At 60.2% G+C, this 12,646-nt stretch carries 13 protein-coding genes; 1 reads left to right on the forward strand and 12 read right to left on the reverse strand.

Going from position 1 to position 12,646, the window contains the following annotated elements; all coding sequences use genetic code 11:
* Positions 1 to 37 precede the first annotated feature (37 nt).
* From cheD to ASC96_RS00300, 10 genes are all read right to left on the reverse strand, one after another.
* The gene (cheD, locus tag ASC96_RS00255; protein WP_037105537.1) at positions 38 to 592 is read right to left on the reverse strand and encodes a chemoreceptor glutamine deamidase CheD; all 555 of its coding nucleotides are present in this window, start codon (positions 590 to 592) and stop codon (positions 38 to 40) included.
* Complete coding sequence (locus ASC96_RS00260) at positions 589 to 978, reverse strand: response regulator (protein ID WP_037105534.1); 390 nt, start codon at positions 976 to 978, stop codon at positions 589 to 591. The genes cheD and ASC96_RS00260 overlap by 4 nt, the downstream gene beginning before the upstream one ends.
* Positions 978 to 2,033 (reverse strand): chemotaxis response regulator protein-glutamate methylesterase, encoded by a 1,056-nt coding sequence (locus ASC96_RS00265; protein WP_060500263.1) that lies wholly within the window; start codon positions 2,031 to 2,033, stop codon positions 978 to 980. The genes ASC96_RS00260 and ASC96_RS00265 overlap by 1 nt, the downstream gene beginning before the upstream one ends.
* Positions 2,030 to 2,938, reverse strand: coding sequence for a protein-glutamate O-methyltransferase CheR (gene cheR / locus ASC96_RS00270; protein WP_060500265.1), 909 nt, complete (start codon positions 2,936 to 2,938; stop codon positions 2,030 to 2,032). The genes ASC96_RS00265 and cheR overlap by 4 nt, the downstream gene beginning before the upstream one ends.
* A complete protein-coding gene (locus tag ASC96_RS00275) occupies positions 2,935 to 3,402 on the reverse strand; it encodes a chemotaxis protein CheW (protein ID WP_060500267.1) in 468 nt (155 codons plus the stop codon). Before ASC96_RS00275 ends, cheR begins: the two co-directional genes overlap by 4 nt.
* 4 nt (positions 3,403 to 3,406) lie before the next feature.
* On the reverse strand, positions 3,407 to 5,683 hold the full coding sequence (locus ASC96_RS00280) for a chemotaxis protein CheA (protein WP_060500270.1): 2,277 nt from the start codon (positions 5,681 to 5,683) through the stop codon (positions 3,407 to 3,409).
* Positions 5,684 to 5,699: 16 nt separating this feature from the next.
* Positions 5,700 to 6,065 carry a chemotaxis response regulator CheY1 gene (cheY1, locus tag ASC96_RS00285; protein ID WP_037105517.1) on the reverse strand — a complete coding sequence of 122 codons (366 nt, stop codon included), beginning with the start codon at positions 6,063 to 6,065 and terminating at the stop codon, positions 5,700 to 5,702.
* Between the two features lie 3 nt (positions 6,066 to 6,068).
* The gene (locus tag ASC96_RS00290) at positions 6,069 to 6,362 is read right to left on the reverse strand and encodes an STAS domain-containing protein (RefSeq protein ID WP_037105515.1); all 294 of its coding nucleotides are present in this window, start codon (positions 6,360 to 6,362) and stop codon (positions 6,069 to 6,071) included.
* 133 nt (positions 6,363 to 6,495) lie between these two features.
* Positions 6,496 to 8,130, reverse strand: a complete 1,635-nt coding sequence (locus ASC96_RS00295; RefSeq protein WP_082511878.1) for a globin-coupled sensor protein — start codon at positions 8,128 to 8,130, stop codon at positions 6,496 to 6,498.
* 918 nt (positions 8,131 to 9,048) lie between these two features.
* Positions 9,049 to 10,485 (reverse strand): MFS transporter, encoded by a 1,437-nt coding sequence (locus ASC96_RS00300; RefSeq protein ID WP_060501328.1) that lies wholly within the window; start codon positions 10,483 to 10,485, stop codon positions 9,049 to 9,051.
* A gap of 132 nt (positions 10,486 to 10,617) precedes the next feature.
* On the opposite strand from ASC96_RS00300, the gene ASC96_RS00305 reads away from it, so the two are divergent.
* A complete protein-coding gene (locus ASC96_RS00305) occupies positions 10,618 to 10,932 on the forward strand; it encodes a helix-turn-helix domain-containing protein (RefSeq protein ID WP_200954867.1) in 315 nt (104 codons plus the stop codon).
* A 25-nt stretch (positions 10,933 to 10,957) separates the two neighbouring features.
* Here ASC96_RS00305 and ASC96_RS00310 read toward each other — a convergent pair whose 3' ends face one another.
* Both ASC96_RS00310 and rhaM read right to left on the reverse strand, forming a co-directional pair.
* The gene (locus ASC96_RS00310; protein ID WP_060500272.1) at positions 10,958 to 12,325 is read right to left on the reverse strand and encodes an FGGY-family carbohydrate kinase; all 1,368 of its coding nucleotides are present in this window, start codon (positions 12,323 to 12,325) and stop codon (positions 10,958 to 10,960) included.
* A 4-nt stretch (positions 12,326 to 12,329) separates the two neighbouring features.
* Positions 12,330 to 12,644 (reverse strand): L-rhamnose mutarotase, encoded by a 315-nt coding sequence (gene rhaM / locus ASC96_RS00315; protein WP_060500274.1) that lies wholly within the window; start codon positions 12,642 to 12,644, stop codon positions 12,330 to 12,332.
* Between the last annotated feature and the right edge of the window lie 2 nt (positions 12,645 to 12,646).

The following is a 12,646-nucleotide window of genomic DNA, read 5'->3' on the forward strand; positions in this document are numbered from 1 at the left end:
AAAGCACATCCCGGGCTTCCGGAATGTGACCCAAGCGCTAGAAAAACTCGATCGCATTGTCGACCGGCTTCGGCACCGGCCTTGGGCGCTGCTCCTGCGCCACGGCTTTCTGCGCTTCCACGCCCGTCAGCGCATATTGCCGGGCCCGGCCGCTCAGCGGCCAGTATTCAAGCTTGCGGCCGTGATCGCCACCAGTGCTCTCGCCGACCACCTGGATCCCCTCGTCCATCAGGAACTGGCGCGCGAACAGCGCGTTCTGCTCCCCGACATTCGAGAAGCGGGCGATCGTCTTCGCACCACCAAAGATTTTCGCCTCCAGCCGTTCGCGGCGGGCTCCTTTCTTCAGGAGCCCGTTGATCAGCAGCTCCATCAAATGCACGCCGTAACGCGTTGCATCGCCGCCCGACGAAATGGCATCCGCCGAGCCCGGCAGAAGGAAATGGTTCATGCCACCGACGCCTGCGACCGGATCGCGCATGCACGCTGCCACGCAGGAGCCGAGGATGGTCGAAAGCACGACATCTGGATCGTTGACCACCTTCCATTCGCCCTGGATGACATGCACACGCCTGGTCGCAGCCTCAGTGATCATTTCAATGCCCCAAATACGGCTTCGATTGCGGCCTTCATCTTTTCAATGGTGAAAGGCTTGGCGAGCACATTGTTGGCTCCGAGCGCTGCGGCCTTGGTGACCAATGCACGGTCGCCCTGCGCCGTCAGCATGATGAAGGCGGCCTTCTTCGTGGCCGGATTGTTGCGCACGGCAGCAAGCAGGCCAAGGCCGTCCATCTTCGGCATGTTGAAATCGGAAATCACCAGGTGATGCGGCTGCGCTGCCATGATCTTGGCACCCTGCTCGCCGTCGCCGGCAACCGTGATCTGCTTGAAACCGAGCTGCTGCAAGGCATCGCCCAGCAGCAGGCGGCTGGTGACCTGATCATCAACGATCAGAACTTTGATTTTTTCCGCTAGGGACATTATTCGCTTCCTTCTCTTCGGGCGGCAGTACTTTTCAGGACTTCTTCCCCGATTGAGCCGAGGGGGAGTTGTGTTTCGACGGCACCCAGTTCGTAGGCAACCCTCGGCATTCCATACACAACACAGGTTTTTTCATTCTGACCGAATGTGCGGGCACCTGCGTGGCGCATTTTCAAGAGACCGGATGCGCCATCACGGCCCATTCCGGTCAAGATCACACCGACTGCGTTGCGGCCTGCAAGTTCCGCAACGGAATCGAACAAGACATCTACGGACGGGCGGTGACCGTTGACCGGTTCGCGGTCCAGCAGGCGGCAGCTGGGTGATGTTGGATTGACGACCTGGAGGTGGCGTTCACCGCCTGGGGCCAGATAGATCTTGCCGATCTCTAGCCGAGCGCCATCCGTTGCTTCCGCAACCGTTGGGGCGCAGATGCGGTTGAGACGCTCGGCAAAGCTCTTGGTGAATGTGTGCGGCATATGCTGCGTGATCACCGTCGGCGGGCAATTGGCCGGGAATTTCTGCAGAACCGTGATCAGGGCTTCGACGCCTCCGGTGGACGATCCAATCGCGACAATCTTGCGGCCGGCCCGGTAGTCGGAAGCCGCATTGGTGCTGGCAGCGCTTGGAGCCGCGACCTTGTTGCCGGAAATGATGAACTTGCGCTGCGAGCGCGCCGCAGCCTTCACCTTTTCGGCAAGATCGCGAAACGGATGCGGATCGCCCGGCAACGGTTTGCCGACGCAATCGAAAGCCCCGATTTCGAGAGCCGCCAGCGAGGCTTCCGCGCCCTTGTGCGTCAAGGTCGAAACCATGATCACCGGCATGGGACGCAGACGCATGATCTTTTCGAGGAATTCCAGCCCATTCATGTTGGGCATCTCGATGTCGAGCGTGATGACGTCCGGGTCGAGATCCTTGATCGCCTGGCGCGCCTGCATGGCGTCGGCCGCCTGGCCAATGACCTGGATGTCGGGATCGCTGCTCAAAATAGCCGTGATCAGCCCGCGCATGGTGGCCGAATCGTCAACGACAAGAACGCGCGCAGCACTCATGAGCGGCCTCCATGTGGTTTACCGGTGTAGCGATAGGTGGTGATGCCGATATTGTCGAACACCGACTTCGCGTCGCCGGACACGCGTTCGGAATGGCCGATATAGAGATGACCCTTGGGGTTCAGCATGCCGGCAAAGCGCGACCAGATCTTCATCTGGGTGGGCTCATCGAAATAGATCACGACGTTGCGGCAGAAGATCACGTCGAACTGGCCCTTGAACGGCCACTGTGCCATCAGGTTGAGTTCGTTGAAGGTGATCAGCTTCTTCACCCGGTCATCGACCTGCCATTTCTGACGGCCGTTGACACTGGTTTCCGTGAACCACTGCTTGCGCATGGCCGGGCTGACGGTTTCAAGAGCCGTTGCGTCATAGCTTCCGGCCCGGGCCAGCGCCAGAATCTTCGGATCGATATCGGTTGCAAGAATACGGAAATCGAGGTCGGCCGCATTCGGCAGCATCGACAGAACCGTCAGCGCAATCGAATAGGGCTCCTGCCCGTCCGAGCAGGCAGCCGACCAGATACGCACCCGGCCACCGTTCTTCGCGCGGGCGATCAGTTCCGGCAGGACGTCCGATTTCAGGTGCTCGAAATGGTGGTTCTCACGGAAAAAGCGGGTAAAATTCGTCGTCAGGTGCGAAAGCATGTCGCGGCGCTCGGCGGCACCGGCAGGCGATGAGACCAGCTGGCAATATTCGCGAAAACCCTTCAGGCCGATATTGCGGATATGCTTGGAAAGCCGCGAGTAAACGAGCGAAGCCTTCGATTCATTGAGATAGATGCCGGCATCGGCATAGATCATGGCAGCGATCTCCACGAGGTCGCGGCGGGTCAGCGGATATTCTCCGCTCGCCAGGCACTCGTCCGGGGGCAGCTTGCTGTCAAAGGCGGCCGGCATGCTCATGCAGCTTCACTTTCGTAATGAGGAAAGACGGCCTCAAGCTCAATCAGGCAGATCATCCGCCCTTCGATCGCCAGGATGCCGCGGGCAAATGTCCGCTCGAACTCGGAGGTCATATCCGGCGTCGGTTGGATATCTTCGTCCTTGATCGTCAGGATGTCGGAGACCGCCTCGACCAGAAGGCCGACGAGCCGGTTCTTGACTTGCGTGACGATGATGACGTGGCGTACCGTCGGCTCGGCCGGCGCCATGCCGAGACGGGCGGACAGATCGATGATCGGCAACACTGCACCGCGCAGGTTGATGACGCCCAGAACATACTGTGGCGCATGTGGCATCGGCGTCGCCGGCGTCCAGCCGCGGATTTCCCGTACAGACATAACGTTGACGCAGAATTCCTGATTGCCCATGCGGAACGCGATCAATTCGCGCCCGCCATTCGCCAGACTTTTTGCCAGATACGTCATAGTCTTACCCTGCGGCGGCCAGCGATGTTTCGTGTTGCAAGGACTGGCCGCGCGAGGCTGCAACAACAGCATCGACGTCCAGAATAAGGGCTACACGGCCGTCGCCGAGAATAGTGGCGGCGGCGATGCCGGGCACGTGGGTGTAGTTGGCCTCGAGGCTCTTGATGACGACCTGACGCTGCCCCTGGATGGCATCGACCATCAGAGCACGCTGGCCACCGCCTTCGGATTCCACCAGAAGGGCGACGCCTTCGACCGGATTGGCCTGGGTTGCACGGAAATTCAGAATACGGCCGACATCGACCAGCGGGCAGAACGAATTGCGGATCGAGATCAACCGCTGCGTCGCACCGAAGGAATGAATCGCTGCGGCATCCGGCTGCAAGGTTTCGACAATCGCGGTCAGCGGCACGACCAGCGTCTGGCCGGCAACGGTGACGACCATGCCGTCGAGAACGGCCAGCGTCAGCGGCAGGCTCATGGTGAAGACCGAGCCATGGCCAGGCTTCGACGAGATGTTGATACGCCCGCCGAGCGCCTGGATGGAGCGCTTGACCACGTCCATGCCGACGCCCCGGCCGGACAGGTCGGAAACCTTGTCGGCGGTTGAGAAGCCGGCGTGGAAAATCAGGTTGTCGATTTCCTCGTCCGACAGATTGGCATCGGCGGCGATCAAATCGTTGTCAATCGCCTTCTGGCGCACCTTCTCGCGGTTGATGCCGGCGCCGTCGTCGGAGAGTTCGATGACGATACGGCCAGAGCGGTGCTTGGCGGTCAGCTTAACGGTGCCTTCGGCATTTTTACCGGCGGCAATACGCTTTTCCGGCATTTCGAGACCGTGATCGACCGCGTTGCGGATCATGTGGGTCAGCGGTTCAGCGAGCTTGTCGATGACGGTCTTGTCGACTTCAGTGTTTTCACCCTCGGTGACGAGGCGGACCGACTTGCCAGTGATATCGGCAATTTCACGGACAGTACGAGCCATGCGCTGGAAGACCGGCTTCACCGGCTGCGCGCGGATCGCCATGACCGAGTCCTGGATCTCGCGGGTGAGTTGCTGCAGCTCTTCGAGACCCATATTGATCGAGGAAACACCGTTCGAATCGTTCTCGATGACGCTCTGCGACAGCATGGCCTGGTTGATGACCAGTTCGCCGACGAGGTTGATCAGCCGGTCAACTCGATCGAGATCGACGCGGATGGTCGGAGCGGCGGCAGACGAAGCCTGCTGGGCATTGTTCTGGGCAGCGGCAGCGGCTGCACCCTTGTCAGCGGCGGGAGCACGCGACGCGCTGGCCGCCATCTGAACGACATTGGACGCAGCTTCGGCGGCCGCGACGGCTTCCTGCACGGCGGCGATCTGCTCTTCTTCTTCAACCACGCCAAGCGGCGCATCGGGCTCGTCGTCGAGCGCAGAGAGGTCAAACGGCACCGGCTGCATTGGCAGGTCGTCAGCGACAGCCTCCGAAGCCTCGCCCGTTTCGTGCGCCGTTACTTCGAGATCGCAATCCCACTCGGCGAATTCGAAGACCGAACGGATGGCATCTTCGCCCTTGTCGGTTTTGATCGAAACTTTCCAGGAGAAATAGGCCGCTTCCGGATCCATCTGGTCAAGGGATGGCAGGCCATCCATATTGCAATGGATGCTCATTTCACCGAGGCGCGAGAGATCGCGCAGGAGCAGCGTCGCCTCATTGCCCTTGGTATAGAGTTCCGACTTCGGCTTGAAGACAATTTCATAGGACGGAAGATCGGCTACAGCCTCATCTTCATCGCCGAAATCGTCAAAGGAGAAGGCGACGGGAACGAAGCCTTCATCGTTGCTGACTGGAGCCGGCGCGACAGGCGCCGCAACCGCTTTCGGGGCAGCCGCGACGGGAGCGGCCGCCGGAGGCGCCTCGCCCTTGGCCAATGCCTCAAGTTCACGGATCAGTTGCGCCGAACGCGCCTGATCGACACTGCCGCCGTCGCGGGCGACATTGGTGAGGTCGGCCAGCACATCTGCCGATTTCAGCATGACCTTCAGGACATCCTGGTTTGGTTCCAGCTTGTTGGAACGAACGCAATCAAGCGTGGTCTCGAACACGTGCGCGAAAGAGACCAGATCATCCAGCCCGAACGCTCCGGCGCCACCCTTGATGGAGTGGACCGCACGGAAAACCGCGTTCACCGTTTCCGGATCGCGATCGCCGTCATTGAGCCTCAGGAGACCGGATTCCAGTTCGGCGAGCTGCTCCTCGCATTCCTGAAAGAAAATCTCTTTGATTTCGTTCATATCCATGGCGGGAATCCTGGCGTTAGGCGGTTACGCGCTCGATTGCATCGATCAGCTTGGTCGGATCGAACGGCTTGACGATCCAACCGGTCGCGCCGGCCTGGCGTGCGCGGTTCTTCTTTTCCGCGTCGCTTTCGGTTGTCAGAACCAGGATCGGGATTGCCCGGAATTTCTCGTTCTTGCGCACGCCTTCGATGAAGCCGAAGCCATCGAGACGCGGCATGTTGATGTCGGTGACGATCACATCCGGATTGGCATCTTCAAGAACTTCGAGGCCCTCGATGCCGTCTTCGGCCTGGATCGTTTCGAAACCGGCATTGTTCAATGTCACCAGAAGCATGTTCCGGATGGTTCTGGAATCGTCGACTGTGAGAACTTTCTTTTTCATGTCTCAAATCTCCTTTGCCATCAGGTGGTCGATATTGACCCCGATGAGCTGTGTCGTTTTCGTAAATGCGTCCGACACCTTGGCGAAGGTGAAAGACTGATTATCCTCTTCCCAGCTTTTTGCCCCAGCCATCAGGACCTGAACGCAGAGGGCTCCGACGCGCTCGACCGCGGATGCATCGATCGCGAGCGGATTGCCGCGTAGAGCCATCAGCTTGCCATGCAGCGCGTTGGCCTCGTTGAGGTCGAGGACCGGAGCGAGGCTCAAACTTTTCCGAGCGGCTTTCTTGGCTGCCATCTCTACTTTCCTTGTCTGGCTGAGAGTAATTTACACGGATGGTTCAACTGGTTTTCAGTGCGCCCACGCGAACGCAGATACTGTCCCTCAACGATCGCCAGTCTCGGCAATGTGTGTTTGCAACGGCTCTGCATCAGCGCGACCACCCGGCAAGACGGCCCTGAAGACCATAACTGTCATCGAAGCCGTCATTGTTTTCGCCCGCGATTTCGCCCGGCCGTCCGGCTGGCGCAATCACCGCAGGCGTCGAATAGGACGATGTGAAGGCGGTCTTCGGCGCCTGCCGCTGGACATGGAACTGGCGAATGGTCTGGCCGAGCTCGAGAATGACGGTATGCAAGTCGTCGCAAGTTTCCTTGGCGCCCGCCGCCTGCTGGGCACTGGCGCCGATTTCGGCACCGATGCGACCGAGATCGGATGTTGCGGCCTGAAGACCGGTGACCTGTTCGGCGGTTTCTTCGGCGATACCGGCGATCGCATCATTGATGCCGCGCACCTGCTCGACGATATTGCTGATGGCGTCCTGGGTGCGGCCAACACGCTCGACCCCCGCCTCGACCTGGGACTTGGTGCTCGATACCAGCTGCTTGATTTCACGGGCCGCATCACCAGAACGCTGCGCCAAGGCGCGCACTTCCTGGGCAACGACCGCAAAACCGCGGCCGCTTTCGCCAGCACGCGCCGCCTCGATGCCGGCATTCAGCGCCAGCAGATTGGTCTGGAAAGCGATCTCATCGATGACACCGATGATCTGTCCGATTTTTTCCGCAGACGCTTCGATATCGGCCATCGCCGAAATGGCCTGTCCGGCAATCTCGCCGCTGTGTTCAGCCGACTGGCGGGTCACGGCAACGCTCTTTTCGGCCGCCCGCGTCTGGGTGGCATTGTGCTTGACCCGGTCGACGATAGCACCGAGCGACCGGACGGTCTCGCCGAGCACGTCCGACTGCTGTTGCGCAACCTCGGCAAAGTGTCCAGTCTGACCGGCAAGATTGCGCGACGATGTTTCGAGCGTGACGGCGCGGTCCGCAAGACCGATGAATTCGTTCTGGATGGCGTCGAGCGCACCATTCAGGCCCTGGGCCAACGGCTGGTATGCCGTGGCCACGTCTTCGGACGTGCGGACGGAAAGGTCGCCGCGGCCAAGCGCCTGGGTGACATCGCCAAACAGAGCCAGTGCCTCGGCTTCGCCTGCCTTGCGCTGTTCGGCCAGCTGGCGCTGGTGGCTGTGGCGCTGTTCGTTGAAGCGCAGGGAAACGGAAATCTCGGTATCGACGAACACGGTGCGGACGAGGGCAGCGACGAGATCCGTCAATTCCTTCCTGCTCGCCTTGCCAAGCGACAGCATCGATTTCGGCCAGAACTGCTCGATCATCGAACAGATCAGGCGTTCGAGCACAACCGAATGGCCGGCAATCTGCCAGCGCGGGTCAAGGCCCATCTTGCTTTCGGTATCCGACAATACCTTGACGCGCTCGGCATAGAGGCTGTCGAAGCGGGCGTCGGTCAGCACGCTCCAATGCGACGACTGGAGGTCATGCAGCCGGTCGATCTGGCGGTCGCTGGTGAAATGGCGCGCGGCATCCGGAAAGGTCTGAAGACGCTGGAACAGGTCGCGCAACGCAAGCTCGACCTCTGTTCCAAGCGACTGGCGGTGTTTTCGCAAAACGTCGGTCTGGTCTTCATCAAGCCCGGCAAAACGCAAGCGCTCCAGCAGGCTGCCTGCCTGAGCTTTCCTCGTCTGATCTGGCGATGTTTCCTGCCTCACGCTTTTCCCCGGTCCGGTATCTCATCTCTGCAAACCGCATGGCTTTCAGAGGTATCCTGTAGAAAATCAAACTCTTGCGGCATGTCCGCATGCCGTGAACGGCGCACAGTGCATCCACTCGTCACCGGATGTTCGAAAGGGGCTTTGCCCAAGCATGCCGTCTTGCAAGACGCCAAGTGGCGACGGCTATTGCCGGCTGGCCACGGCGATCGGCCGCTTCGTTCCCAAGAAATATCCGGTGAAAGTGCATACCGGGTCAGAACCGGTTCGTCGGTACGGCGTCATGCCTTGCGGGGAAGTAGATTTTCCCACTCCAACGTGTACGACCATGTTTATGGTTAATTCCTTGCTTGAAGGTTAACGGTTGATAGTCCGTATCTTCTTTCACTAAAATTGGCGGCATATTGCCTTCACGGGGCGCAACCGCCTGTGAAACGGGGGTTTGTGCGGCATTGGAGAAACAACAGGTTTTCAATGGTAAAACTTGGCAGTTGAACTTGAGACACCCCGCCATTAACTACTGCCTATTCTGACCGGCACAAGCCATACGCAAGCATAGCCGGCCAAGGTGAAGCGGCATCATGATGATGACGTAGAAGGAACGGGCAATGATTGTTCTGGGACTAAGCGCTACGCTTATCGCCACCCTGACACTGGCAGCAGTCTCCATCCTCCTGACTATCGAGGATGATAGCAAATCTGTGAACGCCCGGATCTTCTAGGATATAGTCAAATCATACGTCGGTCCGGCAGCATATTTGTGTTGCAGGACATGCCGTATTGTTGCGTGTCCTTGGACACGCGAAGTGCCGCAGACCTTGAAGGCTGCAGCCGCCAGTTTGCCCCTCGTTTTCCCACGGTTCCTTGAGCGCCAACGCTACAGCCGGTGAGACCCGCCCCGAAGGGCGGGCCGCAGGGTCATTCGGCTGGAGCGTATTGCGCGCCTGCCGGGATTTCGGCACGGCGCGGCAGTGTCAGGGCAACGATCAGCCCCAAAACGGTTCCCACAGCAGCCAGATAGACGGCGAACCGGGTCCCTTCGATCAGCCCGGCCACGGCCGTTTGGCCGGTCGCTTCGCCGACGCCGTTGGCGACAGCAACCAGAATGGCGAGGCCGACGGCCAATCCAACCTGCAGGCTGGTCGATGCCATGCCCGACGCCACGCCCTGTTCCTCCTGCGCAACCCCAGTTGCCGAGACGATCCACATGGCAGTCCACACCATGCCCTGGCCGACACCGAGCACAGCCATGCCCGGGACAAGCCCCGCATAGCCCCATTCCGGCGAAATCCCGTAGGCGAACGCAACCATGCCGGCGACGCTGAGGACCTGGCCGATCACCAGGCTTGTGCGAACGCCCGAGCCCGTCGCCATGCGCTCGCCCAGTTGCGTGCCCACGAAGATGGCAATGGCTGGAACGAGGAAGGCCAGGCCAGTCCACAGGGCGTCAAAGCCGAGCATGCCCTGGAAAAGGACGGTCTCGAAGTAGGGCAACGCACCCAAGGTGGCGCCGAAGAACAGCGTCAGCAGCATGCCCGCCAGCGCGTAGCGGTTGGACAACAGCCGCAATGGCATCAGCGGATCATCGCTGCGGGCTTCGATGACGAAGAAGGCTGCCAGCAGGATCAGACCGGCAACCAGAGCCACCAGGATCGAAGACGACGCCCAGCCAACTTCCGGCCCTTCAACGAGGACGTAAACCAGCAGCGTAATGCCGATTGTCGCGGTCAGCGCACCCGGAAGATCGAAGCTGCGATGCGAGCCCTGGCTGACATCACGCGGCATGACGATCAGGGCACCGGCGATGATGATGACAACGAGTGGCACGTTGACGTAAAACACGGCAGGCCAGCCATAAGCACTGGTGAGGATGCCGCCGAGAAGAGCGCCGACCGTCAGGCCGGAAGCACCGGCACCGCCCCAGATCGCCAGGGCGCGGTTGCGTTCTCGCCCCTCGGCAAACAATGTGGTGACGAGAGACAGGGTTGCGGGAAACAGCAAGGCGCCGCCGACACCCTGGATGGCCCGGGCGATGATCATGGCACTTGGACTTGCCGCCAAACCACCGACCAGCGAGGATACGCCGTACAGCGCGAGGGCAAAGATGAAGATACGGCGGCGGCCGAGAAGGTCGGCGGCGCGGCCGCCCAGAAGCAGGAAGCCGCCAAAGGCGACACCATAGGCGCTGACTACCCATTGCAGGGTCTGGCGCGAGAAACCAAGTTGCGCGCCGATGTCAGGCAATGCGACGAAGACGATATTATAGTCGACAGCGATGACGAGCTGGGCAAAGGCGAGCAGGAACAATGTCCAGCCCAGCCGCCGGTGACCGCCGGTTGCGGGTGATGGTGACATGATGGATATCTCTTTGTTGCGGGAGCAAGGCTGCGCAGTCTTGATGATTTGATAGTACGGATAGAATCGTACAATTGTCAACGTGACGCAGTCAAAAAGTTTGACTGTACGCGAACTGTTTATTATCTTCGCATGATGAACGACCATCATCCCACGCGTGAAGACCTTCGCCTGCCCGACATCCTTTTGGCTCTGGGAAACCCCATCCGGCTGGCCGCGGTCAAACAGATTGCGCTCGGCGAGTGTATCTGCAGCGATTTCGTGACCGATGTTTCGAAATCGACGATGACGCATCATTGGCGCGTGCTGCGCGAGGCCGGGGTCATCCGGCAACGGCCGGAGGGCCGGGTCATCTATATGTCCTTGCGGCAGGATGACCTGGAGGCGCGGTTTCCGGGCCTCTTGTCAGCAATCTTCTGCGCCGACAACAGGGCCGGATCGGCATAAGCGACGCATGCGTCCCCGGCGCCGTCTATAAAGACTGGATGTGTTTCATCCAGCTTGCCGCATAGGCAACATACGTTTCAGGAACGGAACCTTTAAATTCCACCGTGTGCGCCTGCGCCTGGCTGGCATCGGCAAGACAGGCGGCGCCAAGGCTGGTCCCGGTGGCACTCTGGCTGCCGATCAGCACCGGCCGGCCGGTCGCCGCCTTCAGCATCCGCAGATAACTCGAATTGACCGCAAACGGCCCTTCGACCACGATCTCACCTTGAGCGCCGATCAGTTCGAGCGAACTGGCCGTCATCATCGCCAGATGGAAAGAAACAACGGCGAGCCGCTGCGGGCCTGTCAACGAGGCCTCGTCGCAGGTCCAGCGCGCCTTGGCATGCGGGAAAGGCCCCGAACCTTCCGGCACCGATGGCAGAAGCATCCATTGGGCAGCCGCCACGTGCGCCTCGACATCCTCCGAAACCGCGACTGCCGGATCAGTGATCAGCGTCGAGAATGCCCGTCCGCCCATGAACCGCGCCGATGGGACGGGATCGCCGAGCGCATTGACGTTGATCAGCGTGTCGCGCGCTTCGTCCAGCGCCACTTTCCTTGCGCCCATCGCCATCATCACCACCCAGGTCCCGGTGGACACAACCGAGAAAGGGGCGGCCCGCGTCAGCACATGCGGAAGCAGCGAGGAATTGGAATCGTGAATGCCGCAATAGACCGGCAGACCGATGGGTAGGCCGGTGTCCCTCGCCGCCTGCGGTGTCAATCCACCCAGAACATCGCTGGCGCGCCGAACGGGTGCAAACAGCGGCCGCCAGCCGCGAGTGTCGACCATCGTGGAGAAGTCGGCAAAATAGGGATTCCACAGATCGGTATGGCAGCCGAGCGACGTCAGTTCGGTGGAAAGAACACCGGTCAGCCGGTAGGACCAATATTGCGCATAGGTCAGGATGCTGGCGACATCGGCAAACTGGTCAGGGAATGTCTGTTCCTGCCAGTAGATCTGCGCACCGATGTTCAATCCCATTGGTAGCCGCGCCGCGCCGGTCTCGGCAAAGAGCGGACGTACTTTGTCATAGTCACCGGACAGTGTGTCAGGGCCGGTGAATTCATAATCCAGTAGTGGCAGGGCGAGATCGCCGTTCTTGTCGAGCAGCACCGCTGTTGCCCCATGGGTGGTCACCGAGATCGCGTCGAACGGCGTCTCGGCATTCAGTGCGGCGAGACTTTCGGTGATGAAACGCCACAGGCGCTCGACATCGAAATGCGGATAGAGACCTTCGGTCACGACGCCGTTGGCGGTCTTGCGCACCGCCGTTTCCTCGAACCGGTCGAGATCAACCAAGGCGACCTTGGCATTCGTCTTGCCGATATCGATGACGGCGATGGTCTTCATGGGATCACTTCATATGAAAGACGGGAACAAGCGGGACGGCGACCGGTTCGTTATCGGCCTTCGTCTCCATGATGTCAGCCATATAGGCCCACCATTTCTGCATCACCGGATGTTTGGGCAGATCGGCCATGGTGTGATCATCCCGCCGCCAGAGAACACCGAACAGCAGGTTAGTCTCTTCATCGAGATGGATCGAGTAATCCGACACCCCGGCCTCCGCCAGCAACGCGGACAGTTCCGGCCAGATCGCGTCATGCCTCGCCTTGTATTCTTCAGTCATGCCTGGGTTGAGCCGCATGCGAAAAGCGTATTTTTCCATAA

Source organism: Rhizobium sp. Root1204 (genome assembly GCF_001424965.1).
Classification (GTDB): domain Bacteria; phylum Pseudomonadota; class Alphaproteobacteria; order Rhizobiales; family Rhizobiaceae; genus Pararhizobium.

Excerpts from the sequence above, each read along its gene's own strand:
- rhaM (WP_060500274.1), bottom strand. The coding sequence starts at position 12,644 with ATGGAAAAATACGCTTTTCGCATGCGGCTCAACCCAGGCATGACTGAA.
- cheD (WP_037105537.1), bottom strand. The coding sequence starts at position 592 with ATGATCACTGAGGCTGCGACCAGGCGTGTGCATGTCATCCAGGGCGAA.
- ASC96_RS00310 (WP_060500272.1), bottom strand. The coding sequence starts at position 12,325 with ATGAAGACCATCGCCGTCATCGATATCGGCAAGACGAATGCCAAGGTC.
- ASC96_RS00260 (WP_037105534.1), bottom strand. The coding sequence starts at position 978 with ATGTCCCTAGCGGAAAAAATCAAAGTTCTGATCGTTGATGATCAGGTC.
- ASC96_RS00305 (WP_200954867.1), top strand. The coding sequence starts at position 10,618 with ATGATGAACGACCATCATCCCACGCGTGAAGACCTTCGCCTGCCCGAC.
- cheY1 (WP_037105517.1), bottom strand. The coding sequence starts at position 6,065 with ATGAAAAAGAAAGTTCTCACAGTCGACGATTCCAGAACCATCCGGAAC.
- ASC96_RS00265 (WP_060500263.1), bottom strand. The coding sequence starts at position 2,033 with ATGAGTGCTGCGCGCGTTCTTGTCGTTGACGATTCGGCCACCATGCGC.
- cheR (WP_060500265.1), bottom strand. The coding sequence starts at position 2,938 with ATGAGCATGCCGGCCGCCTTTGACAGCAAGCTGCCCCCGGACGAGTGC.
- ASC96_RS00275 (WP_060500267.1), bottom strand. The coding sequence starts at position 3,402 with ATGACGTATCTGGCAAAAAGTCTGGCGAATGGCGGGCGCGAATTGATC.
- ASC96_RS00280 (WP_060500270.1), bottom strand. The coding sequence starts at position 5,683 with ATGGATATGAACGAAATCAAAGAGATTTTCTTTCAGGAATGCGAGGAG.
- ASC96_RS00290 (WP_037105515.1), bottom strand. The coding sequence starts at position 6,362 with ATGGCAGCCAAGAAAGCCGCTCGGAAAAGTTTGAGCCTCGCTCCGGTC.
- ASC96_RS00300 (WP_060501328.1), bottom strand. The coding sequence starts at position 10,485 with ATGTCACCATCACCCGCAACCGGCGGTCACCGGCGGCTGGGCTGGACA.